Consider the following 23,857-nt stretch of genomic DNA (forward strand, 5'->3'; position numbering starts at 1 on the left):
TGACGCGAGGAGTCTCCGGGCGGCGTCGGTCTGGACATCCCCTTAAGTCTCGCAGACGCGTCGCCGGATGCGCTGGCCACCCTTGCCCAGCGCGGTCCGTTGGTCACCGCTCATGGGCCTGGCCGGAACGTCGAGAAAAGCCGCCACATCAACGGAAGATCGGCTGACCAGCTGGCGTCGGACGTGGACCAGTACAGCGCGTAGCCATGGCCGTTACGAACAATTCCGCGATTGAGAACATGAACTCTTTTGCCGCCGGAGGTGTAGAGGAATTCCCAATCCGCCTGGATGGAGCCGTCTCCGCCGTCACTCGGCGTGATCCGCACGCGTTCGTAGTTCGTCAGGCGCGCGCGCAGGTCGCCTTCGTGTGCCTGCCAGTCCGCCAACGCGGATGGATTTGCCTGCGCCGCGGTGTCGACCCGCAGGTAGGCACCGGTATCCGGATTGATGAAGTCGATTCGTTCGGTGCCACCAGCTGGATGCTGCTCCCAGCCCGGTGGGTAGGCGACCGACCAGCCGGAGCGTCCGCTGTAGGACTGCCAGCCCGCGGGCGGCGTTACCGGGGTCGGGGCCGTCGGCACCAGCCCCGGATCACTGACCACCGCGCCACCGGTTGGTGGCGCCGCGTTCGTGGCGGCCGGAGCCGACGTCACGGGCGTCCTCAGCGGGGTCTTGGCCGTGCCGCTGAGCACCGCCGCCGGATTGGCGCTGCCGGTCGGGTTGTCCGCGCCTGAGCCCAGGCCGAGCAGCGCGGCCGAAGTGAGGGCCGCGCCCACGATGAGCGTCGCGGCGATGATGGCGATGAGCAGCCGGAGCCGCTTGCCATCCGATCGGGGAGCCACCGTCGGTATCGGGCCGGGAGCGGCCGGGGCGGCCGCGTTCACAGCCGCGCCGGCCGTTGCCGTTTCCGGCTGGACCGGGATCGCCATGATCGTGGCCGGTGCCGTGCCGGTATCCGTGGCCGCTATCTCGTGCTGCTCGTGGTCCTGTTCCTGCTCGTGGTCCTGGTCCTGCTCCTGGCGGAGGGCCTGGGGGCTGACCGGACGCCTTGCGGACTCGCGTTCACCGACCTGCCGCAGACGTTGCCTGGCCCGCGGCAGGGACGGGCGTGCGGATGGCTTCGCCGCCATGAGGTCGTCGATGATCGGCGCAAGGGCACCGGCGAGCCGGAACGGCTGGCGCCGTCCGTCGACGATTGCGGTCAGCGTCGCGATGGCGCTGTCGGACTCGTACGGCGGCCCGCCCTCCACAGCGGTGAAAAGCGTCGCGCCGAGCGCCCAGATGTCGCTGCCGGGTCCGCCCGTTCCGCCGCGAGCCCGCTCCGGAGCTATGTAGGAGGGCGAGCCGAGAAGAACGCCGGTCCGAGTCAGCGTCGGGTCTCCGGCGGACAGCGCGATGCCGAAGTCGGTCAGCCGGGCCCGCCCGTCAGCGCTGATCAGTACGTTGGCGGGCTTCACATCGCGATGGACGATTCCGCTGCGGTGCGCGGCCTCAAGGGCGTAGCCGAGGCTGATGCCGATCCGGGCGACCCGTTCCCGGGGCAACGGCCCGGACTCACGGATGATGTCCGCCAGCGACGGGCCGTCCACCAGCTCCATCACGATCCACGGGCAGTCGTCGGCATCAAGCACGTCGAAGACCGAGACGAGGCCCGGATGGTGCAGGCGGCCGGCCGAACGCGCTTCGCGAAGTACCCTCGTGCGCAGGACCGCCCGCTCATCCGCGGAGATCGACGGCGGAAGGCGGATCTCCTTGACGGCGACCTCGCGCCGCAGCAGCTCGTCCGTGGCCGCATAGACCACCCCGAAGCCGCCACGGCCGAGCTCATCGCCGAGCCGGTAGCGACCACCGATGAGGTGGGGCGGACGCGAGGCATGGCCAGCCTCGGGCGTCGTATCGCGGTCGAGCGACATCCGTCCGTTTCACCTCCTCGTTCCCATCGTCGCGGACCAAGCCAGACTTTGCGGGTACCGCGCTGTATCGGTGAAGCGCGGCGCCGGTGGCCCTCGGTTTCCGTGCGTGTGGCCGCAAAGTCCGTGTGGTCATCGCTTGGTCCACTTCATCACACACCAGAGTGTGGGCTGACGCCCGGTTCCCGCCGAACGGCCCGGGGCCGTTGAGGGCGCAGGCCGTTGCGCCGTCACATGTCCGTCAGGCCATACCGGCGCTGGCGGTTCCGGGCCCATGACCTGGTCGGTTCGCGAGCCGCGGGCACGAGCCCCGGGTGCTGGTGTCACGGCAACAGCCAGACGTACACGCCAGCTGTGAACCGCGGTTGCCGTCCCACCAGAAACGTCACCGTGTCGCGAAGTTCCGGCGCATGCTGGGCCGGGCCGAGTACGACAGCACGCACCCCGAGGCGGATGAAGTCATCCCATGCCTGTGTGATCTTTGCTGGGGTCAGAGCCGGGGCTCCCGCGGACCGGCCCCACCCGATGTCGGTCAATAGTTGTGCCGTCGCGGTCGGCCTTCGCCCACCCATGTAGGCCTGCCCGTCGTCACCCGGGCCGATGAAATAGCCGCCGGGCATCGAGAAGTGGAAACGGGCCGCGGTCTGCCAGAAAAGCGGTGCGGTCTGGACCCCGCTCGGGTACGGCAGCAGCAGCACGGTCGAATTCGCGGGGAGAACCTTGAGCGCGTTGGTGGTGAAGAACGAGGGAACATCAGGCGACCGTTCGACGGAGTATGGCCGTGGGACCAGCGGCAGGACGCATACCGCGGTGACTACGACCGCTGTGGCCGGGCCGCCGGAGCCGAGCCGGGAAGGCAGGAGATCCAGCACGATGGCGAGGATGAGCCCCGCCATCAGCGCGGTGCCGAGAGCAAACCTGTCGGGTAGCGCGGCGTCGAAGACCGGAATACGGGCGACCAGGTTCCACGGTAATAGCAGGCCAGTCTCGACGCCATTGACGAGCAGCGTGCTGCCCAGCGTCAGGACCGCGAGGGCCAGGCCGGTGAGCCCGGCTATGCGTAGTCTGAGGTCACGGAAGCCGAGGACGGTTGCGGAAAGACAGAGGATAAGCAGGGGCCAGCCGAGGTAGCTCATGTACTCCGGTGCGCCGCCCTGAAAGGACGCGGCCCGTCTGACCTGCGTGGCCGATGCCAGTAACTGCCGTGACGAAGGAACGTAGAGACCCGTCAGATCGCTCTTGTAGAAATTAGTGAGAAACGGGCTTCCGTGGCTTCGCGGAGAACCAAGAAACTGAATTCCCAAAGGGATGGAAGTCAGTACGAGAAAAGATGGTAAAGCAATCAGAAAAATGCGCACGGAGTCACCGGAGTGGCGGTAGAATCCTGGCCGGCTCAACATCAGAAAGGTGAGCCCGAGTATAGCCGTCACCGCGGTTATGAACAACACCTCTTCGCCGGTCAACAGTTGCAGGCCAGCGCCCGTGCCCAGCAGGATGCCTTTTCGCAACGGGCGTCCCGTCCGCTGGATGACATCGGTGATCAGGCAGAGCAGCAGCGGGATGGCCGGTGCGAAAACCAGGCTCAGATGGCCGGTGCCGGCCGCTACCAGCGCCGGGGAAAAACCGTACACGTAGCCACCCACGTAGGCTGCCACCGCCCCCACGCCGAGCTTGCGCGCGAATAGCTGGGCGCCCAGGGCTGACAGCGAGAAGGCCAGCACGATCAGCACGTTGTAGGATGCCACCGGGCCGGCGGCGATGGTCAGCGGAGTCAGTAGCAGGCCGGGCGCCAGGACGGATGTGTTCCAGAGCGCGTTTATTCCCTCCGGCGCGTTTGCCAGGTGCGTGATGAACGGGTTCGACAGGCTGGTGACCGCGTGCGCGGTATGCGCGAGCCACCAACAGTACAGACCGGTGTCGTTCGGATTACCCGCGATTATGTTCCGGGTGGGCTCGGACCAGACCCTGCCGGTGAGCCCGAAGGCCAGCAGAAGATAGCTTGCGGCAACTGGCAGCCGCCCTCCCATGCGTTGCCGCCACCCCGGCCGCGCCGAGCCGTCAGCGGCCCGAGGGAACCACGACCGCACAGCCGCCGGTCCGGGGCGCGACACGCCGTCGGTGGTCCCGGTGGGCGGTGATTCCCGTCGCGGCGTGGCGGGCGTGCGCTGAGCGCCGGTCGATGACGCAACGGTGTGCCCGGTCCCGGGCGCGGCCAGCTCGGCGGACCGCTTTTCCATTCAGTCCTCCACCGGCTGCCAGCGGGAAATCGTCGTGGTGCACCGCGCCCCACCGCGCCGGACGGGTGCGGCGCGCGTTGAAGCCGCCCTGCGCTGAGTCACATCCTTGCCTAACCGGGCCAGGATCGTCGCTCAAGCCGACGGGCTGCCTGTTGCCTGCCCGTTCGTCCGGGCCCGCGTCAGTATCCCGATTATGATCAGCGGCATACGAGCAACGGGTACCGGCTGTGAGCGGCTACGGAGAGGCGTCCATATGGTCGAGCCGAGCGGCGGCGGACCCCTGCCGGCGGCGGGCGTTGTCGACTGGGAGCGCCTTCGGGGCGCGGCGATGCGGGTCGCGGCCCGCGCGTACGCCCCGTACTCTCGCCTGCGCGTCGGGGCCGCCGCCGTGGTCGACGACGGCCGTCTGGTCGTTGGGTGCAACGTGGAGAACGCCTCCTTCGGGCTTACTCTCTGCGCTGAATGCAGCCTTGTCGGAGCGCTGTGTTCCTCGGGGGGTGGACGGCTTGTCGCGGTCGCCTGTGTGGATGCCGCGGGTGTCCCGCTCGCACCCTGCGGGCGGTGTCGCCAACTTCTGTACGAACATGGGGGCCCGGATCTCCAGATAGCTCTGGCCGGGGGTCCGCGTTCACTTCACGATCTTTTGCCGGAAGCGTTCGGGCCCGCCGACCTGCCGCCCGGCGGGCCCGGCGGACCGCCGCGCAACGGACGGTGGCCATGACGTTCCATGTCATCGATCTCATCAGGGCGAAACGAGACGGTGGCCGGCTGCCCGACGGCGCTGTGGGCTAGTTGATCCGTTCCTGCGCGGATGGACGGCGGGGCCCGCGTCCACCGGTAGGACATGCGCCCATCCGTGGGGGTGGCGCGGGAAGCGGGGAGCCTGGTCAGGGTGGGTGGAGCGGGTGGCGCGCGGTGGCGGTCAGGCCGCCGTCGCACGCCTGCCGTACGGTCGGGCGATGAACGTGCCCGCCCCGCCACCCTCCTTGAACGCCATCCGCCGGGCACCCAAGGTGCTGCTGCATGACCATCTCGACGGCGGGCTCCGTCCCGCGACCATCGTCGAGCTCGCCGACGCGGCCGGTTACGGCGCACTGCCTACCCTGGCGGTGGACAAGCTCGCGACCTGGTTTCGTGGCGGCGCCCACAGCGGATCACTCGTGCGCTATCTGGAGACGTTCAGCCATACCGTCGGGGTCATGCAGACCGCGGACGCGCTCGCTCGGGTGGCTCGTGAGTGCGCCGAAGACCTCGCCGCCGACGGCGTCGTCTACGCTGAGATCCGGTTTGCTCCGGAGCTGCACGTCGAGCGTGGGCTTGCGCTCGACGCGGTGATCGAGGCGGTCCTGGACGGCCTGCGCGCCGGCTCGGAGGGGACCGGGCTGACGATCCGCGCGCTGGTCACCGCCATGCGCCACGCGGCGCGATCGCTGGAGATCGCTGAAGCCGCGGTCCGATGGCGGGACCGGGGCGTCGTCGGTTTCGACATCGCCGGCGCGGAGGCCGGCTTCCCGCCCACCCGCCATCTGGATGCCTTCCAGTACATGCAGCGGGCTAACGGGCACTACACGATCCACGCCGGTGAGGCGTTCGGGCTGCCCTCGATCTGGGAGGCGCTGCAGTGGTGCAACGCCGACCGCCTCGGTCACGGTGTTCGGATCATGGATGATATCACCGTCAAGCCGGATGGCGACATTACCCTCGGACGGCTTGCCAACTACGTCCGTGACGTCCGGGTGCCGCTGGAGATGTGCCCTACGTCCAATGTCGACACGGGAGCGTGCGCTAGTATCGCCGAGCACCCCATCGGTCTGCTGCGCAGGCTCCACTTCCGGGTGACGGTCAACACCGACAACCGGTTGATGAGCGGGGTGACGCTGTCGAGCGAGTTCGCCAGGCTGGTCGACACCTTCGGCTACGGCTGGCCGGACCTGTCATGGCTGACGGTCAACGCGATGAAATCGGCCTTCATCCCCTTTGATCAGCGTCTCGCCATCATCAACAATGTGATCAAGCCCGGCTTCGAGCGGTTGTGCTCCGGTGGGTAGCCGATCGGCTGATGCCGGTGCTGTGCCGGCCGGTGCTGTGCCGGCCACAGCCGCTGCCACAGCCGCTGGGCGCCGCGGCCGTGTGCTTACCGGTGTCGCGGCCGGGCCGGACGGCTGTCCGCGCTGCCCCTGGGCGCTGTCCACGCCCGAGTACATCGCCTACCATGACGAGGAATGGGGGAAACCGGTCCACGACACCGTCGGTCTCTTTGAGCGCCTCAGCCTCGAAGCATTCCAGTCGGGCCTTTCCTGGCTGACCGTCCTGCGCAGGCGGGAGGCTTTCCGCAGGGCGTTCGCGGGATTTGACCCGGCGGTTGTCGCCGCTTTCGGCCCGGCCGATGTCGAACGGCTGGCGGGGGACACAGGAATCATCCGCAACCGACGGAAGATTCTCGCGACGATTGCCAATGCCAACGCGGTCCTGGCGCTGGGCATGCCATTAGGTGAACTGGTCTGGTCATTTCGTCCCGCGGTCGCGGCGGTACCGGTGGTGATCGCCGATCTGCCCACGTCCACGCCCGAGTCGGTAGCGCTGGCCAAGGCGCTGAAAGCCCGTGGCATCACCTTTGTCGGCCCGACGACAGGCTATGCCCTGATGCAGGCGTGTGGCCTGGTTAACGATCATCTTGCTGCCTGCGTGAACAGGTAGCGGACAGGCTGCTCCGGCGCTGGTACCAGCTGGGCCCGCGGACGTGGACCCGGATCAGGCCGGTTTCCGCTCGATCGTGTACCGCTGGCGGCTCAGTCCGTTCCGCTACCATAGCCGATCATGTCGGACGTAGCGGTACTTGCGATTGTCAGCGTTGTCGTCACCGGCATAGGCGCTCCGGGAATCATGGCGTTGGCGGGCCGGCTGGAGTCGCGGCGGTCGCATCGGCTCGCCATCGGAAAGGAATGCCGTGACACACTCGATTTCGCGGCTGAGCAGTTGACGAGATCCCAGCGGACCACCACGTATTGTATCAGCCTGTGGTCCCGGGGAATTATGGATAACGACGATGAGGCAAGGGACTATCTTCGGTGCCGCAATGAGGCGAACGAGGCGGCCCGCACGGCCTATGGACGGCTGTGCGTCAGGTTCGGCCCGGCCTCGGCCGTCGCGCGGCACTTTGACGAGGCCATCGAGAGTATGCAGCGGCTGACAGACGTGCTGCGAGGCTATCGGGCCGGCGACACCTACGACGCCTGGGTGACCCAGGCCAGCACGGAGTCGGCGGAGCTGACCGCGGCGAACGAGAAGTTTCTCAGCGTGGCCAACAAGGCGATGTCAACCCGCAGACGCGGCCAGGGCACCTGAAAAACTCGGCCAGGACACCTGAAAGCCGGGCTGGACACCTGACGGGCTGGGTCACGCGGGCGGCGGCTATTCGGAGACGGCGGCGGGAACGTCCCGGGTGGCGGACATGCCGAGCCTGGTGGCGCCGGCCTCGACGAGCGCGAGTCCCTGGTCAGCGGTGCGGATGCCGCCGCTTGCCTTGATGCGGCAGCAGGGAACCAGGCGTGGATCCGCCGGATCCGCGGGATCCGGCTGGCCGGCTCGCTCCGGAGGGGATGCTGGTCATGCGTTCCATCATTGCGGGCGGATGCGAGCGGGGGCCATAGCACTGTGCGGGAGGTGAACGGATCGTGCGCGTCGACGTTGTCGAACATCCACTGGTGACGGCGCGGTTGACGGTGTTGCGTGACAGGAGCACCGAACCGCCGGTGTTCCGGGCGGCGCTGCGGGAACTCGCAACGATGTTGATCTACGAGGCTGCCCGGGAGCTGATGACCGTCGGGTACACGGTTGCCACCCCGCTCGCCTCCACCGGCGGTGGCACGCTTGCCACGGCGCCGATCGTCATACCGGTGCTGCGGGCGGGTCTGGGCATGCTGGAGGCCGCGCTCGGCCTGCTGCCCGAGGCGCAGACGGGGTTCATCGGTCTCGCCCGGGACGAGAAGACCTTCCAGCCGCATGCCTACCTGGAGTCGCTGCCGGAGAACCTGGCCGGATACCCGGTGCTGTTGCTGGACCCGATGCTCGCCACTGGCGGGTCAGCGCTGCACTGCCTGCGGCTGTTGGCCGACCGCGGCGCCACCGGCATGATTCTCGTCTGCGCGCTGGTGGCTCCCGAGGGCCTTGCCGCGCTGGACGCGAGCGGTCTCGACGCGCGGGTGGTGACCGCGAGCATCGATGAGCGGCTAAACGACGACGCCTTCATCGTCCCCGGTCTCGGGGACGCTGGTGATCGTCAGTTCGGTGCGGTCTGATCGGTATTCCGGCGAGGTCTGACCGGCATGGTGCGCATTGGCCGATATCAGCGGTGGCGTACAGGCCGAACCGGCGGACGAGCTCGTCGAGCCGGCCGAGCACGGTCGCCGGGCCGTTCAGAGCCTCGTGATGACCGCCGCGAGCAGGGAACCCACCCGCTCGGCGGCGGCGGTGCCGGCGGCCAGCACATCAAGATGGCTGAGCGGCCCGCCGGTCATCCCCGCGGCGAGGTTGGTCACCAGGGACAGCGCCAGCACATCGGCGCCCTCAGCCCGTGCCGCGATCGTTTCGTGGACGGTCGACATGCCGACCAGGTCCGCGCCGAGCGTCCGTAGCATCCGGATCTCGGCCGGGGTCTCGAAATGCGGGCCGGGCAACCCGGCATACACCCCTTCGGTGAGCGTGGGGTCGACGGTACGGGCCAGGTCGCGCAAGTGCGGAGCGTAGGCGTCGGTAAGATCGACGAACCGGGGGCCAACCAGGGGGCTGCGTCCGGTGAGGTTGATGTGGTCGGCGATCAGTACGGGCTGGCCGACGCTGTAGTCCTCCCGGAGCCCGCCCGAGGCGTTTGTGAGCACGATCGTGCTCACGCCGGCCGCGCAGGCCGTCCGGACGCCATGGGTGGTTACGGACATGCCGTGGCCCTCGTAGGCGTGGATCCGCCCCAGGAAAAGCAGCAGGTGACGTCCGCCGAGGGTGACCGAACGGACCCGGCCACTGTGGCCGGGGGCCCGTGGCGGCGGGAAGCCACCGAGCTCGGTGACAGCTGTCTCGCCGGTCACGGTTCCGGCCGCGGCCAGCACGTCTGCCGCGGGCAGCCACCCGGAGCCGAGAACCACGGCGACGTCATGACGCTTGATTCCAGTGATCTCCGCCAGGCGCGCGGCCGCGGCCGCGGCATCGGGCGGCCGTGTGTTCGGCACGGGGATGGTGGGGCACATACGCCGACTGTAGTCGTTGCGTATCGTCATGAAGAACTTTGAAAAATGTTTTTTTGTCCGCTTTCATGTGTATGTGGTACTAATAGTCCGATTCATTGCCATGAACGCTGTTCGCTATGATTTGCCGTGCTGAGTGAGGTGCCGCTCGGTGGGCTGATCGGTGTGCCGTGGGAGCGGCGCGCGTGGCGGCCGTGGGGCGCGCGCCTGGGGGCCGGCTTTCCATACCATCTGGCCATGAGCGAGCGTCTGTCGGAGTCCGGTCAACCGATCAAGCCGGTATACGGCGCGTCTGATTTTTCTGGGGATCTACCGGCGCGTCTCGGCGCCCCCGGTGAGTACCCGTTCACGCGGGGCGTCTACCCGACCATGTATACCGGCAAGCCGTGGACGATGCGGCAGTATGCGGGCTTCGGCACCGCCAGGGAATCCAACGAGCGCTACCACTCGCTTGTCGCCGCTGGCACCGGCGGGCTTTCCGTCGCCTTCGATCTGCCCACCCAGATGGGCTTCGACTCCGACGAGCCGATCGCGCATGGCGAGGTCGGGAAGGTCGGTGTGGCGATCGACTCGATCGAGGACATGCGGGTGCTCTTCGCCGGTATCCCGCTGGACAAGGTCTCCACGTCCATGACGATCAACGCGCCCGCGTCGGTACTGCTGCTGCTGTACCAGCTCGTCGCCGAGGAGCAGGGCGTCCCCGGTTCGAAGATTACCGGGACAATCCAGAATGACGTCCTCAAGGAATACATAGCGCGCGGCACCTACATCTATCCGCCGGCACCGTCGTTGCGGCTGGTGTCGGATACCTTTGCCTACTGCCGCAACGAGATTCCCAAATGGAACACGATCTCGATTTCCGGTTATCACATGGCCGAGGCCGGGGCGACCCCCGCGCAGGAGATCGCGTTCACCCTCGCCGACGGCATCGCCTACGTCCGGGCGGCGATCGAGGCCGGGCTCGCGGTCGACGAGTTCGCCCCGCGGCTGTCGTTCTTCTTCGTCTCCCGCACGACCCTGCTGGAAGAGGTGGCGAAGTTCCGCGCCGCCCGGCGCATCTGGGCGGACGTGATGAAGAACACCTTCGGCGCGACCAGCCCCAAGTCGATGATGTTGCGGTTCCACACCCAGACCGCTGGCGTCCAGCTCACCGCGCAGCAGCCCGAGGTCAACCTCGTCCGGGTCGCGGTGCAGGGCCTCGCGGCCGTACTGGGCGGTACCCAGAGCCTGCACACGAACTCCTACGACGAGGCCATCGCCCTGCCCACGGTCAAGGCCGCGACGCTGGCGCTGCGCACCCAGCAGGTCCTCGCCTATGAGACGGACATCACCGCTACGGTCGACCCGTTCGCCGGCTCCTACGCGGTCGAGGCGCTGACCGACGAGGTCGAGAACGCCGCCCGTGAACTGATGGAGCAGGTCGAAAAGCGCGGGGGAGCGGTCGCCGCGATCGAGCAGGGCTACCAGAAGAGCGAGATCGAGAACTCCGCGTACGCGGTCATGAAGGGCATCGAGGACGGCTCCCGCACCGTGGTCGGCGTCAACCGGTTCCGTGCCGAGCAGGAAGAACACTACGAGCCGCTGCGGGTGGATCCGGCGATCGAGGCAGACCAGTCCGCCCGGCTGGCCAGACTGCGTGCCGACCGCGACAACGCTGAGGTGACGCGCTGTCTGGACGCGCTGAAAGCCGCCGCGCAGGGAACGGAGAACGTCCTTTACCCGCTCAAGGAGGCCCTGCGCGCTCGCGCCACCGTCGGAGAGGCCTGCCACGCCCTGCGGGCGGTCTGGGGGGTGTACCGCCCCGCCGACGCCTTCTAGCCCCGCCGGGCGCGGGGGAAAACCCTGGCGGTGTTTCTCGTCGCCTTGCGGGCCCTCCGGGCATGCGGCGGCTCCTCGGCCTTGCCAGGTTTCCCCCCGCATCCCGGCGGTTGTGGGCGCGGGGAAACCCTGACGGCCGGGGGTCCGGGGCTCATCCCGGCGTCCTTGTGATACCTACAGGGCTGTTTGGTATCACAAGGACGCGCCAGTGGTAGGTAAGTATCACTCGATCATCGTGGGCTGTGGGGACGAGGCCGGGCGACCATCGATCGCCTGGAGGATGCCGTTCGCGACGAACAGACGGTTGCGGGTACGGCCGGGCAGCTCCGTGAGGATTTCGGCTTCCACCAGTTTCGCGACGTTCAGGCTGGCGGAGCGGTGCGTCACGTCGAGGATGCGCCGAGCCCGGCTGACGGTCAGCGCCGGGATCTCGAACAGGGCGTCCACCAGTACCGCCAACAGCGCGGACGAGCGTGCGGTACCGACCCGGGCGCGGTAGTCGTCCCGCAGAGCCTGCAGTGTGGCGGAACGCCGCACTGCATCCCGGGCCTGTTCGGCGACACCCCGAAGGAAGAAACCCACCCAGCCGGGCCAGTCTCCATGGGTGGAGACCCGCAGCAGGCGGGCATAGTACTCATCGCGCCGCGGTTCGATCCAGGCCGAGATGTCCAGCAGCGGGGCGTTCAGCAGCCCCCATTCGGCCAACAGCAGGACGACGAGGAGCCTGCCGACGCGGCCGTTGCCGTCGAGAAACGGGTGGATCGCCTCGAACTGGTAGTGCGTGCACGCAATTGTGATGAGCGGTGGCAGGTCGTGGTCAGCATGCAGATGTTTCTCGAACGAGTCCAGGCATTCCCACAACCGCTCGGGGGGCGGCGGAACGTAGGTTGCGTCGTCGAGGGTGCAACCGGGCGGCCCGATCCAGTTCTGGCTTCGCCGAACGTCACCAGGAGTGGCGTAGTTGCCGCGGACGCCGCTCAGCAGGACGGCATGTGCCTCCCGTAGCAGCGACACGCTCAGGGGGAGCCGGCGGTTCGGGTCGAGGACGTGTTCGACCGCTGTCACGTAGTTGAACACCTCCCGGACGTCGTCGTCTTCATCGTGGGTCGGTCGGTCCGCCTCGAACAGGACCAGATCCGACACGGACGCCTGGGTGCCCTCGATCCGGCTGGACAGCACGGCTTCCCGGCGGACGAGGGCGCGGGCCAGCAGCCGTGGGTTCGGCAACGTCCGGCCGGCGCCGGCAAGTTCGCCCAGCGCGCGGTCGGCCTCGGAGAGCAGGCCGATCAGGGGCCGGTCGAAGTCGAGCGCGGGCGGCAACGGTGGCGGGAGGAAGGCGAGGTAGTCGCGTTCGGCCCGGACAATGTAGCCCGACTGCTCAGGAGCGAAGGAGTCGCGTCGCACTGGTACTGACCTACCGTCCCGGCGTCCTTGTGATACCTACAGGGCTGTTTGGTATCACAAGGACGCGCCAGTGGTAGGTAAGTATCACTGGCGCCGAGCTATGACCGGGCGGCCCCGCGCGGGACGCTCCGGTGCGCGGCATCGGGTCCCCGGGCGTGCGGAGAGCATGATTGCGCACCTTTCGACCGGTTCGGTGGGAGGCTGGGAGGCATGCGTCTGAGACCGGTGCGGGCGGTCGGGCCGCCGGAGGTTCCGCTGGAGCCGGGGGAGTTCACCGAGGTCGTGCTGCGCGGCCGGCTCACCGCCCCATCCGGCCCGGGGGTGCTGACGGCGCGGGCCGAGCGGTTTATCGGCCACCGCCTGGGGACGTCCCGCTGGATCCTGCTCACCACCCGGCGGCTGCTGGTCGTCGCGCCCTTCCCGCGCGAAGGCGACTACTTCGATGTCGCCTTCGACCGGCGGGTGCTCTCGGCGTCCCAGGGGCGTAAGCACGGAGATCTGATCATGGTGGACCTGACGACCCCGGCCGGCCGGCAGGTGCTGCGGGTGCCGGCCAGCCTGCGCTCCGAGCTCTCCCGTTTCATCCGTGCCCTGCGCCGCCCTCGTTAGGCCGGATCCGGATCGGGTGACGCCGGGCGCGCGGCAATATCCGATCGGTCACCGCGATCCCGGCCGGTAAGGTCGGTCGGGTCAGGCACGTCCCGCGATGTGGGACGCGGGCCGAGGGAACGGGCCGAGGGAAGCGGGACGGACGGGTCGATGAAGACGGCGATGCGGTCACACCTGTGCGGTGCGCTGCGCACGGGGCACATCGGTGAGACGGTCACGGTGTGCGGCTGGGTGGCTCACCGCCGCCAGCACGGCCAGTCGTTGATGTTCGTCGATCTCCGGGACCACTCCGGCCAGGTGCAGTGCGTGGTGGACGGGTCCGTCGATGCCCGCTCGGAGTACGTCCTGCGCATCACTGGCACGGTGACCGCCCGGCCTGAGGGGACGGTCAACCCGAACCTCGGTACCGGCGAGGTCGAGCTGCGCGACTGCGCGGTCACGGTGCTTGCCCCGGCGGCACCGCCGCCGTTCCCGATCGATGACCGTGCCGGCTCGGTCGACGAGTCGACCCGGCTCGCCTATCGTTATCTTGACCTGCGCCGTGAACGCATGCAGCGCAACCTGCGGACCCGTTCGGCGGTACTGGCCGCGCTGCGTTCCGCGCTGGCACCACGCGACTTCGTCGAGGTCGAGACGCCGTTGTTGATGCCGTCCACGCCAGAAGGCGCCCGGGAGTTCGTGGTGCCGTCCCGGCAGACGCCGGGGAGCTTCTACGCGCTGCCGCAGTCCCCGCAGCTGTTCAAGCAGCTGCTGATGGTCGGCGGCACCGACCGGTACTTCCAGTTCGCCCGGTGCCTGCGCGACGAGGACCTGCGGGCCGACAGGCAGTACGAGTTCACCCAGCTTGACCTGGAGATGAGCTTCGTCGACCAGGATGACGTGCTGGAGGTGATCTCAGCCGCGGTGCTGGCCGCGACCGAGGCGGTCACCGGCGCCGCGCAGCCGCCGATCGAGCGGATCACCTGGCACGACGCCATGGACCGGTTCGGGGTGGACAAACCCGATCTGCGTTTCGGCATGGAACTTGTGGAGCTGACCGGGATCTTCACGGCGAGCGGGTTCCAGGCGTTCGCCGGGGCACCCGCGGTGAAGGGCATCCGCGTACCCGGCGGTTCGGCCACGCACAACCGCAAGGCGTTGGACGCCCTGACCGAGCGGGCCAAGAAGCTCGGGGCCAAGGGCCTGGTGTGGATGCGGGTCGGCGCGGACGGGACGCTGGAGTCCCCGGTGGCGAAGTTCCTGTCCGCCGCCGAGCTCGCCGGGATCGTGAAGGCGACCGGCGGTGAGACCGGTGATCTTCTCCTGCTCGTCGCGGACGAGTGGGCGATAGTGTGTGAGGTGCTCGGCCAGCTGCGCAACGATCTCGGGCGCCCGGCCGTCGGCGAGGGCGGGTTCCGCTATGTCTGGGTCGTCGACTTCCCGCTGTTCGTGGGGATCGACGCGCAGACCGGACGTCCCAAGCCCGGCCATCATCCGTTCACCCGCCCGCATCCCGATGATGTCGACAAGATCGAAACAGAGCCGCTGGCAGTGCGCAGCCGCGCCTACGACTTGGTCCTCAATGGCTGGGAGCTGGGCTCGGGCTCGATCCGGATCCATGAGCCCGAGCTGCAACAGCGGATCTTTGCCGCGCTCGGGATCTCCGCGGCCGAGGCTGACCGCCGCTTCGGCTTCTTCCTCACGCCGTTCTCCTTCGGCGCGCCGCCCCACGGCGGGTTCGCCGTGGGAATCGACCGGCTGGTGGCGATCCTGGCGGGTGAGGACAACATCCGCGAGGTCATCGCCTTCCCGAAGACCCAGTCCGGTCTTGATCCGATGACGGGTGCCCCCACCGAGATCGAGCCGCGCCAACTGCGTGAGCTGGGCATCCGGGTACTGCCCTCGGCGTAGGCGCGCCGTGCGCAAATTATGCGCACGATTCATGGCGAAAGCCTCCGGACCGTGGCGCTGGGACTTACGGTTACTCGGTTAGCGCGTCCTGTTCCAGCGTCCCGCGGCTCTCCGGCAGCGCGAGAAGTGTGCACCGAGTTGATCTTTTTGCGTGCCTTGTCGGCAGTCTCGCGCGTTGGGCGTTGCGCGTTGCCCCGCGGGTATGACCGACGCATCCGTCTCAGTCACGGTGTCGGCTGGTGCAGGCCCGGCGGGCGGGGAGCGCGGTTCGGGGACGGGACGCGGCAGCCGGATGCAGCGGGAGGCCAGGGAATGCGGATACCGTTCTCGTCGTCGCCGACGTCCAGTCTCGGCATCGAGTGGGAGTTGCAGCTGGTCGACCGCGACACCCGTCACCTTCGCGGGGCGGCGACCAGCATTCTCGACGAGTACCAGAACAAAATTGGCCGGGATGCCGAGCCACGGGCCAAGTACGAGCTGTTCGAGTCGACCATCGAGGTCGTTACCGGTATCTGTGACACGGTGTCCGAGGCCACCAGCGACCTCCTGGCAACCGTCTGTTTCCTGGAAGATCTGGCCGAATCGCGGGGGCTCGCGCTGACGTGCAGCGGGACCCATCCGCTCACCCACTATGACACGCAGCGGCTCAGTCCCGACCCCCGCTACTTCTCGCTGGTGGACCGTATGCAGTGGGTCGTGCGGCGTTTGCTGGTCTTCGGCGTGCATGTGCACGTCGGGGTCCGTTCACCGGAAAAGGCGATCCCCATCGTGAACGCGCTCGCCGCCTATATCCCACACTTTCTCGCGCTGTCCGCATCCTCACCGTTCTGGCTGGGCGCGGACACGGGACTGGCATCGACGCGTTCGAAATTGTTCGAGCTCCTGCCCACAGCGGGTCTGCCACAGCTGCTTTCCGACTGGGGGCAGTTCGAGCGGTTCATGGGCACGATGGCGTCGGCTGGCGCGGCCGAGAGCATCCGCGAGGTGTGGTGGGATGTCCGTCCCCACCCGAACTTCGGCACGGTGGAGCTGCGTGTCTGTGACGGCTTGCCGACACTGCTGGAGGTCGGGGCGGTCGCCGCTCTGACGCAGTGTCTTGTCGACCGGATGAACGTTCAGCTCGACCGGGGCTACACGTTGCCGACACCACATCGATGGGTTGTCCAGGAGAACAAATGGCGGGCGGCCCGCTATGGCCTTGACGCCGAGATCATGGTGGATGAGCGAGGTACGACGCGCAGCGTCCGCGACGACCTCGTTGACCTGGTGGAGGATCTCCTGCCGGTGGCGCGCCGGCTGGCGTGTCCTGGCGAACTGGCTGACGTCCTGCACATTGTGGATGTCGGTTCGAGCAGCGAGCGACAGCGGACGGCGGCGAGGCGGGCTGATGGGGATCTGACCGCCGTGGTGGATACCCTGCTTCAGGAGATGGAGTTTCGCCGGCCCGTGCCGTGAATCCGGGCCGGCGCTGGTGGAGAGGTGGGGCCAGGCCCTTGCTGTACAGGAATATCCGCCCTGATCAGGTCTTTCGGGCGGGCGCACGATATGCGTGTGGGCAGTGGGCGCAGTCCGGGCGGCCGGCATGACAGCGAGCGCGGCTGACGCGGTCGCCGCCTGGCTGAATCAGCATGAAGGCGAGCTTGTCGCGTTCAGGCGTGACCTTCATGCCCATCCGGAACTGGGTAGACAGGAACATCGGACAACTCGCGCGATCGCGGCTCGGCTGTCAGCTGCCGGGTTGACTCCGCACCTGCTGCCGGCTGGGACAGGCCTGTGGTGTGACATCGGCCCGGTCTGTCGGGATGCGGCGTCCACGGCCACGGCCACGGCCACGGCCACGGCCGACGCCGCGGGGCCGGCCGCCAGCCTGGACCGGCCTGACGTACCCATGGTCATGGTGCGTGCCGACATCGATGCGCTACCGCTGCTGGACGTGAAAGAGGTGCCCTACCGTTCGACCGTTCCCGGTGTCTGCCATGCCTGCGGCCACGACGTCCACACGGCTGTCGTGCTGGGGGCGGGGCTGGCGCTCGCCGAGTTCGCCCGTGTCAGTCCGCTCACGGGAACGGTCCGGCTCGTGTTCCAGCCGGCCGAGGAGACCATGCCGGGCGGTGCGCTGGACGTGATCGACGCCGGTGTGCTCAAGCCGGTGTCCGCCGCCATGACGGTGCACTGCGACCCGTCCCTGGACGTCGGGAGCATCGGCCTGCGCGTTGGTCCTGTCACCTCGGCCGCCGACTCGGTCAGGATCACCCTCGGCGGCCCTGGCGGTCACACGTCACGTCCGCAGAACACGGTTGACCTGATCTACGCGTTGTCCAGGCTGGCGGTGGAACTGCCCGCGGCGTTGTCCCGCCTGGTGGATCCACGCTCTTCACTGTCGCTGGTGTGGGGGCACATCGAGGCTGGCACTGTGGCCAACGCGATCCCGCGGGCGGGCAGTATCGCCGGGACGGTTCGCACGCTGTCCCGGGACACCTGGGAGGACGTGCCCACGCTCGTGCGCCGGCTCGCCGAACAGATCGTCGCCCCTTACGGGGCGAGCCTCGCCCTCGATTACCGGCGCGGGGTACCTCCGGTGGTGAACAGTGCCGAAATCATCGAGGTGTTCCGGACAGCGCTACAGCGCGTGCTTGCGCCAGGCGCGGAGATACCGATCATGCAGTCCCTCGGTGGTGAGGACTTCGCCTGGTACCTCGACCATGTCCCCGGCGCGCTTGCTCGTCTTGGTACCCGTTCCCCCGGCGGGCACACCTACGACCTGCATCAGGGCACCTTCGACGTGGACGAGGCCGCGATCGGGACGGGCGTCCGGTTCCTTGCCGCGTCCGCTCTGCGTGGGCTGGAGCGGGCCAGCGCGTCGTGCTGACGAAACCAGCGTGCTGATCTACCAGAACAAGATCCCGGGCTGGGCCGCCCAGCAACAATCAACCCAACCCGGGACACATGGCTTATCGGCTTATCGGGAACTCGGCACCTCGGCACCTCGGCCTGGCTGTGGGCTCGCGGCGGCCGGAATACTCGAACCGCTGTGGGCGTGGGACTCGCGCACCCGCAGCAGTTTCGCCATCCAGTCCGGCAGGTACCAGTTCCACGCGCCGAACAGCGACACCAGCGCCGGCACCAGCAGCATCCGGACAACGGTGGCGTCCAGCAGGATGCCGAAGCCGAGCGCCGTCGCGAACAGTTTGATGTCGGTCTGCGGTCCGCTTGACAGCGACAGGAACGACAGGAAGAGGATCAGCGCGGCCGAGGTCACAAGCCGCCCGGTACGGCCGACTCCTTCGATGACGGCGGCGTTGGTGTCACCACTGGCGTCGTACTCCTCCCGGATGCGGGCGAGGATGAACACCTCGTAGTCCATGGACAGGCCGAACAGGAAGGCGAAGATCATCAGAGGCAGCCAGAAGGTGACGGAGCCGGTGGCCTTGATGCCGTAGATCGCCTCCGAGCCGTACCCGTGCTGCCAGAAGAGCACCACGGCGCCGCCCGTCGCCCCCAGCGATATGAGGTTGAACAACACCGCCTTGAGCGGCAGCAGGAGCGAACGGAAAGCACGTACGAGCAGGATGTAGGTGATCAGGACTATCAGGCCGAGCGCCAGCGGGAACGCCCCGTAGACAGCATGGATGTAGTCCAGCTGCAGGGCGCCTATCCCGGTCAGACCGATGAACCCGGGCACGTTGTCCAGGGCGGACCGCATCCGCCGGATCGGGTCGGTGCTGCTGCCGCCCGCGGTCTCGTTGTTCGGCACGGCGAGGACGATCGACGTGCCGGCCCGGTTCGACGCCGGGCCGGTCGGGGCCGTCGCGGTGGCCACGCCGTCCACCGCGCGCACGCGCTGCACCACGTCGGCGGACGCCGACGTGTCGACCAGAATCTCGGCCGGGGTGAGGATGCCTGTCGGCGCACCGCCGTCCTCAAGGACTTTCAGCGCCTCGTAGGCGGGCCCGGTCTTCGTCAGCGACGAGGACTGCGCCGTGCCGATCTGGACCCCGAAGAACGGAATGATCAGGGCGGTAAGGATGGCGAGTCCGACGCCGGCGGCGATCCAGCGGCGGCGCACGACCAGCGATGCCCACCTGGTCCAGAACCGGCTCGCGGTGTTCTCGTGCCGGATCCGCGGCCAGTCGACCCGCGGGCCGATGCCACCGAGCAGAGCGGGCAGCAGCGTGGTGGTGACCGCCACGCTGACCACCGGGATGAGCATCCCGCCGTAGCCGATGGAGCGCAGGAAGGGCACCGGGATGACGACCAGGGCGACCAGGCCGATCGCGACGGTGAGACCGCTGAACAGCACGGCGTGGCCCGCCGACTCCATCGAGGCCACGATCGCGTCGTGGTTCTCCCGGCCGTGGGCACGTTCCTCGCGCCACCGGGTGACGATCAGCAGCGAGTAGTCGATGGCGACGCCGAGGCCGATCAGGGAGACGAGGAACTGCACCAGGAACGACACGTCCGCGAAGACGGTCAGCCCCAGCAGGATCAGGAAGGTCGACGTGATCGACACCGCCGCGACGAGCAGCGGCACCAGCGCGAGCATGGAGGCGAAGACGAACGCGAGGATCGCCAGGGCGCCGACACCGGCGAGCAGGGTCTCGACCAGTACCCCCGGCCCACCGCTGGAGCCGCCGTTGGTCTGGAGTTCCTCTATGCCGGTGACGGTCCCGGTCAGCGATGCCGGTGTGTGGGCGGCGATTGACGTCTTCAGCTTGTCCAGGGTCGCGGACGCGAAGCTGGTCTGCGGTGGGTAGAAGACGTAGGCGAACTGGGCTCGCCCGTCGACGGTGGTGAAGACGTTGTCGCCGGTCGCGGCCTTCCCGACAACCCGCACGCCGGGCACGTCGTGTTCGACCGCGGCGAAGACGTCCGCCGCCTGTTGGTCGTCGACCTTGTCGCCGGGCTTCGCGGCCAGCACCAGGATGTCCGGCGCTCCCTGACCCTCGGTGTGGTAGGTCGCGAGTATCTTCTGGGAGGTCTCGAAGCCGGGCTGGCCGGGCAGGGAGAAGTCGAAGGTCAGCCGTTTGGTGGTGGTGCCGGCTGTCGCGCCGCCGACCAGGAAGGCGATGATCCAGAAAAGGATCACAAGACGACGGTGCCGGAGGCACCAACGTGCGAGCGCCGACATCGGGGTCTCCCCACTAGTTAAGGTGATCTGTGCTCACGCATGTTGACGCAGGTAACAGTACCACCAGTGATTGTGAAACCAGTAACGGTTTGTCTCATGGGTAACCAATATGTAGCTCACAGTAGTGAACCGGAGCGCCCTCTGCGCGAGCGTGTTTTTTATGCTTTTGTTCGTTTTGGGCCAGCCTGGGTGCGCTATCTTCAGGCCACTGTCGGTCTCGATGGTGTGAGTCCGGCTGGTGTGCGGCTGCTGTCGGCTTTGCGACACCATCCGCATCCGCCCATCATGCGTGATCTTGTTGATGATCTCGGAACGACAGCTCGGGCCATCACCGGGCTTGTCGACACCCTTGAGCACGAAGGCCTGGTCCGCCGCGCCCGCCATCCGCGGGATCGCCGGGCGACGCTCATCACCCTGACAAGCAAGGGTGAACGCGTCGTGGACAGGGTCGGTCGCGAACACGTCGAACGCGCTTCGACGCTGTTCGATGTGCTGTCCGCGCAAGATCAGGCCGACCTCGTGCGCATCCTCGGGCTGCTGAGCGACGAGCTGGCCGCGCGTGGGCAGACTGTCCAGCAGCAGGAACCGGCGTTGCGCTCCGCTCCGATCGACAACTCGTAGGCGACGGGGCGAGCCCGGGGCCCCTCACGCCATCGCTCCCCAGCCTCGCTCCTTGCTCCACGCACTTGCCGCTGGGCGCTCTTACGCGGTTGGGCGCATGCGTAGCTGGGCGACGTAGTCGGCCGGAGCACCGGCTCGCTCCGCCGCGTCGGCCATGATCGATACGTACCGTTTGGACGGCAGCCCGCCTTCGTAGGCGTCCAGGACGTACGCCCAGGCAAGCGCGTCGCCGTCCAGGGTGGAAACGCGCACGCGGATGCGGGTGTAGAGGCCTGCGTCGGCGCCCTCCCACACGTCGAGCTGCCGCAGATCACGCCGGTCGATGTCGTAGAGCATCACGTAGACATGGGAGCCGGGGGACTCGACGATAGTGGCGAGCGCGCCTTCCCAGCCGACGTCCTCGCCACCGAAGGTGAGTCTCCAGCCGTGTATCCAGCCGGTCCCGATGACCGGAGCGTGTGGTGCACGTTCCTTCATCTGGGCCGGATCGAGGTTGCTGCCGTAGGCGGCGTACATGGTCATGGCGTACGCCTCTCGCGGGCTCTTTCGTCGCGGCCATCGCGGCCGGGGTGACGGCGTATCTCAAGGATCTCCACTGGCGCCTACCGTACCCACGTTCTCCCCGACTGTGCTGACGCACCGGGCCGGCGGGTTACCTTTCCCTGATTGTACGAAAGTCGGTCCGATCCCAGTGGTATGGCGCGCGGCAGGAGGCAAGATAGCTGGTGGGAACGCCGCCCACGGAAGGGAGCGCGCACGTGCCGCGAATTGTCATCCTTGGAGGGGGGCCCGGTGGGTACGAGGCGGCCCTTGTCGGAGCTGAGCTGGGGGCATTTGTCACACTCATCGATGCGGATGGGATGGGCGGTGCCTGCGTCCTTACTGACTGTGTTCCATCGAAGGCCCTGATCGCCACATCGGCGGCGATGACGGCCCTGGCCGCGGCGCCCTCGCTCGGTGTCCGGCTGCGAGACGGCGGTTTCGTGCTGCCGGAAGCGGGCTGGGATGCCATGGCGGCACCCGGTTGTGAGCTGCCTGCCGGTGCTGGTGTGGACATCGAGCGGGTCTACGCCCGGGTACGGGGGCTTGCCCAGGCGCAGTCCCGTGACATCGAGACCCGACTGGAAAAAGAGGCCGTCCGGGTTGTGCGCGCCCGCGGGCGGCTGGTCGGTCCGCATGTCGTCGAGATCGATTCTGGTGAGGCGTTCTTCGGCGACATCATGTTGATCGCCACCGGTGCGTCGCCGCGGATCGTGCCGACCGCGATACCTGACGGTGAGAGAATTCTCACCTGGCGCCATCTCTACGACCTCGACAGGCTGCCCGAACATCTGATCGTGGTCGGTTCCGGCGTCACCGGCGCCGAGTTCGCCAGCGCCTACCGGGCGCTCGGTGCGCAGGTGACACTCATCTCCTCCCGCGACCGAGTGCTGCCCGGGGAGGATCCCGACGCGGCCCGGGTCCTGGAGGATGTGTTCGGGCGCAGGGGCGTCACGGTGCTGGGCTGCTCCCGGGCGGCAGCGACCCGCCGGGTCGCCGACGGTGTGGAGGTCGAGCTCGAGGACGGCAGGATCATCAGTGGCAGCCACGTCCTGATGGCCGTCGGTTCGGTGCCGCGCACATCGGAGATCGGTCTGACCGACGTCGGGATACGCCTGAACACGACCGGCCATATCGAGGTCGACCGGATGTCGAGGACATCGGTGCCGGGGGTCTACGCCGCTGGTGACTGTACCGGGGTGCTGCCGCTGGCGTCCGTCGCCGCCATGCAGGGCAGGATCGCCATGTGGCACGCGCTCGGTGAGGCGGTCACCCCACTGCGGCTGGGTACCGTGTCGTCGAACATCTTCACCGAGCCGGAGATCGCGACCGTCGGCATCTCCCAACGGATGATCGAGTCAGGCGCGGTCGCGGCGCATACGACGATCCTCCCGCTTGCCCGGAACCCGCGGGCGAAGATGGAGGCCGTCACGGACGGTTTCGTCAAGCTGTTCTGTCGGCCTGGCAGCGGCAGCGTTCTGGGTGGGGTTGTCGTAGCGCCCCGGGCGTCAGAACTGATCTTCCCGGTGTCGCTGGCGGTCGCCAACGGCCTGACCGTCGACCAGGTTGCCCACACGTTTGCGATCTACCCATCGGTCTCCGGGTCGTTGTCCGAAGCCGCGCGGATCGCCATGCCCCGGGACCTGTTCGCCAGTTTCTAGGGCTTGCTCGGTCGATCAACACGCATGACGGTCGACCGAGCAAGCCCTGGTGGCCCAAAGCCGCCGCGGTGACGCGGCCAGGAGCCGCCTGGACGCGGCTCACTGATCGAAAGCCCGATCTCAAACACGCTCTAAGAGCGCCCGGCAATAGGGGCGTGGATCAAGGAGCGGGGCTGGGGTGCGTGCATCGCGAGGCGGCGGAGGGAGCCACCCTGGTGTTGGGTGGCGACTGACGACAACGCGGTGAGGTGCGTGCCCTGGCCCCGCGACGCCGCGTCCCCTATTGCCGGGCGCTCTAAAGGTCGATGCCGTCGTCTTCCTCGGGCGGGAGGACCGGTGCGAGACCGTGCTGGACGAGGCGCCGGTTGCGGAAGTGGCCAGCGGTGGCGAATCCGAGTCCCACCGTCGCGACGAGCAGGAAGATCGAGATGGTGAGCCGGACCTCCAGCCGCCCGGGTAGCAGCGCGAACATGATCGCGAATGGCAGCATAACCAACGGCGGGCGGGAAGCCTGCCGGACCCGCCACCGCGGACCTGTCAGATCGTGCGACACCCATAGCGTGTACCGCGGGGGCAGCGTTCCGCCCACCAGGTAATACACCAGCCCGGCAAAGGGCGGTCGCTCGGGTGACACCGGCCGCTTGCCGCCTGGGTCCACCGACCCGTCCCCGGGAACCCGGCCCTCTTCCATGCCCGCTTCCATGCCTGCTGCCACACTCGCCAGCCTACGGACAGGTTTCCCGGGAGTCTGTCAGCCGGCCGGGAAGCGGCCGGGATCAGTCCCTGGGGCAACCGGCAGCAG

19 protein-coding genes and 1 pseudogene are annotated in these 23,857 nt (G+C 68.0%); 12 read left to right on the plus strand and 8 right to left on the minus strand.

Features of this window, described 5'->3' with window-relative positions:
* Window positions 1–110: 110 nt before the first annotated feature.
* Window positions 111–1,913: a serine/threonine-protein kinase gene (locus tag MJ777_RS13700; RefSeq protein ID WP_239376622.1), complete on the minus strand. Its 1,803-nt coding sequence runs from the start codon at window positions 1,911–1,913 to the stop codon at window positions 111–113.
* 320 nt (window positions 1,914–2,233) lie between these two features.
* A complete protein-coding gene (locus MJ777_RS13705) occupies window positions 2,234–4,147 on the minus strand; it encodes a hypothetical protein (protein WP_239376623.1) in 1,914 nt (637 codons plus the stop codon).
* A gap of 253 nt (window positions 4,148–4,400) precedes the next feature.
* On the opposite strand from MJ777_RS13705, the gene MJ777_RS13710 reads away from it, so the two are divergent.
* The 4 genes from MJ777_RS13710 to MJ777_RS13725 all read left to right on the plus strand — a co-directional run bounded on the left by MJ777_RS13710 (window position 4,401) and on the right by MJ777_RS13725 (window position 7,492).
* Window positions 4,401–4,868, plus strand: a complete 468-nt coding sequence (locus MJ777_RS13710; RefSeq protein ID WP_239310500.1) for a cytidine deaminase — start codon at window positions 4,401–4,403, stop codon at window positions 4,866–4,868.
* A gap of 238 nt (window positions 4,869–5,106) precedes the next feature.
* Window positions 5,107–6,195, plus strand: coding sequence for an adenosine deaminase (locus MJ777_RS13715; protein WP_239376634.1), 1,089 nt, complete (start codon window positions 5,107–5,109; stop codon window positions 6,193–6,195).
* Complete coding sequence (locus MJ777_RS13720; RefSeq protein WP_370651608.1) at window positions 6,188–6,844, plus strand: DNA-3-methyladenine glycosylase I; 657 nt, start codon at window positions 6,188–6,190, stop codon at window positions 6,842–6,844. Before MJ777_RS13715 ends, MJ777_RS13720 begins: the two co-directional genes overlap by 8 nt.
* Window positions 6,845–6,964: 120 nt before the next feature.
* The gene (locus tag MJ777_RS13725) at window positions 6,965–7,492 is read left to right on the plus strand and encodes a hypothetical protein (protein WP_239310499.1); all 528 of its coding nucleotides are present in this window, start codon (window positions 6,965–6,967) and stop codon (window positions 7,490–7,492) included.
* Window positions 7,493–7,558: 66 nt separating this feature from the next.
* On the opposite strand, the pseudogene MJ777_RS13730 reads toward MJ777_RS13725, so the two are convergent.
* Window positions 7,559–7,675 (minus strand): annotated as a pseudogene (locus MJ777_RS13730) (2-deoxyribose-5-phosphate aldolase); the annotation flags it as partial.
* A gap of 146 nt (window positions 7,676–7,821) precedes the next feature.
* Here MJ777_RS13730 and upp point away from each other — a divergent pair.
* The gene (gene upp / locus MJ777_RS13735; protein ID WP_239345891.1) at window positions 7,822–8,445 is read left to right on the plus strand and encodes a uracil phosphoribosyltransferase; all 624 of its coding nucleotides are present in this window, start codon (window positions 7,822–7,824) and stop codon (window positions 8,443–8,445) included.
* Between the two features lie 117 nt (window positions 8,446–8,562).
* Here the strand turns inward: upp and MJ777_RS13740 are convergent, their stop codons facing one another.
* Window positions 8,563–9,387 (minus strand): purine-nucleoside phosphorylase, encoded by an 825-nt coding sequence (locus MJ777_RS13740; protein ID WP_239310514.1) that lies wholly within the window; start codon window positions 9,385–9,387, stop codon window positions 8,563–8,565.
* 234 nt (window positions 9,388–9,621) lie between these two features.
* Here MJ777_RS13740 and MJ777_RS13745 point away from each other — a divergent pair, with 234 nt between their 5' ends.
* The gene (locus tag MJ777_RS13745; protein WP_239345893.1) at window positions 9,622–11,202 is read left to right on the plus strand and encodes a methylmalonyl-CoA mutase family protein; all 1,581 of its coding nucleotides are present in this window, start codon (window positions 9,622–9,624) and stop codon (window positions 11,200–11,202) included.
* A gap of 222 nt (window positions 11,203–11,424) precedes the next feature.
* On the opposite strand, the gene MJ777_RS13750 is transcribed toward MJ777_RS13745, so the two are convergent.
* Window positions 11,425–12,606 (minus strand): Fic family protein, encoded by a 1,182-nt coding sequence (locus tag MJ777_RS13750; protein WP_239376624.1) that lies wholly within the window; start codon window positions 12,604–12,606, stop codon window positions 11,425–11,427.
* A 210-nt stretch (window positions 12,607–12,816) separates the two neighbouring features.
* On the opposite strand from MJ777_RS13750, the gene MJ777_RS13755 reads away from it, so the two are divergent.
* The 4 genes from MJ777_RS13755 (at window position 12,817) to MJ777_RS13770 (ending at window position 17,974) form a co-directional block, all read left to right on the plus strand.
* A complete protein-coding gene (locus MJ777_RS13755) occupies window positions 12,817–13,215 on the plus strand; it encodes a hypothetical protein (protein ID WP_239376625.1) in 399 nt (132 codons plus the stop codon).
* Window positions 13,216–13,365: 150 nt separating this feature from the next.
* Complete coding sequence (aspS, locus tag MJ777_RS13760; protein WP_239376626.1) at window positions 13,366–15,105, plus strand: aspartate--tRNA ligase; 1,740 nt, start codon at window positions 13,366–13,368, stop codon at window positions 15,103–15,105.
* Between the two features lie 312 nt (window positions 15,106–15,417).
* Window positions 15,418–16,560, plus strand: a complete 1,143-nt coding sequence (locus MJ777_RS13765) for a glutamate--cysteine ligase (RefSeq protein WP_239311398.1) — start codon at window positions 15,418–15,420, stop codon at window positions 16,558–16,560.
* Window positions 16,561–16,687: 127 nt separating this feature from the next.
* Entirely contained in the window at window positions 16,688–17,974 is a 1,287-nt protein-coding gene (locus tag MJ777_RS13770) for an amidohydrolase (protein WP_239376627.1), read from the plus strand.
* A 90-nt stretch (window positions 17,975–18,064) separates the two neighbouring features.
* Here the strand turns inward: MJ777_RS13770 and MJ777_RS13775 are convergent, their stop codons facing one another.
* Window positions 18,065–20,233 carry an MMPL family transporter gene (locus tag MJ777_RS13775; protein WP_239376628.1) on the minus strand — a complete coding sequence of 723 codons (2,169 nt, stop codon included), beginning with the start codon at window positions 20,231–20,233 and terminating at the stop codon, window positions 18,065–18,067.
* A gap of 189 nt (window positions 20,234–20,422) precedes the next feature.
* Here MJ777_RS13775 and MJ777_RS13780 point away from each other — a divergent pair, with 189 nt between their 5' ends.
* Entirely contained in the window at window positions 20,423–20,854 is a 432-nt protein-coding gene (locus MJ777_RS13780) for a MarR family winged helix-turn-helix transcriptional regulator (RefSeq protein ID WP_239311395.1), read from the plus strand.
* Window positions 20,855–20,935: 81 nt separating this feature from the next.
* Here the strand turns inward: MJ777_RS13780 and MJ777_RS13785 are convergent, their stop codons facing one another.
* Complete coding sequence (locus tag MJ777_RS13785; RefSeq protein ID WP_239311394.1) at window positions 20,936–21,376, minus strand: gamma-glutamylcyclotransferase; 441 nt, start codon at window positions 21,374–21,376, stop codon at window positions 20,936–20,938.
* A gap of 236 nt (window positions 21,377–21,612) precedes the next feature.
* On the opposite strand from MJ777_RS13785, the gene MJ777_RS13790 reads away from it, so the two are divergent.
* Window positions 21,613–23,055, plus strand: a complete 1,443-nt coding sequence (locus MJ777_RS13790) for an NAD(P)H-quinone dehydrogenase (protein WP_239376629.1) — start codon at window positions 21,613–21,615, stop codon at window positions 23,053–23,055.
* A 295-nt stretch (window positions 23,056–23,350) separates the two neighbouring features.
* Here MJ777_RS13790 and MJ777_RS13795 read toward each other — a convergent pair whose 3' ends face one another.
* Window positions 23,351–23,770 (minus strand): DUF5313 family protein, encoded by a 420-nt coding sequence (locus MJ777_RS13795; protein ID WP_239376630.1) that lies wholly within the window; start codon window positions 23,768–23,770, stop codon window positions 23,351–23,353.
* Window positions 23,771–23,857 lie beyond the last annotated feature (87 nt).

The sequence above is a fragment of the Protofrankia sp. Cj5 genome (assembly GCF_917627405.1).
Lineage (GTDB): Bacteria > Actinomycetota > Actinomycetes > Frankiales > Frankiaceae > Protofrankia.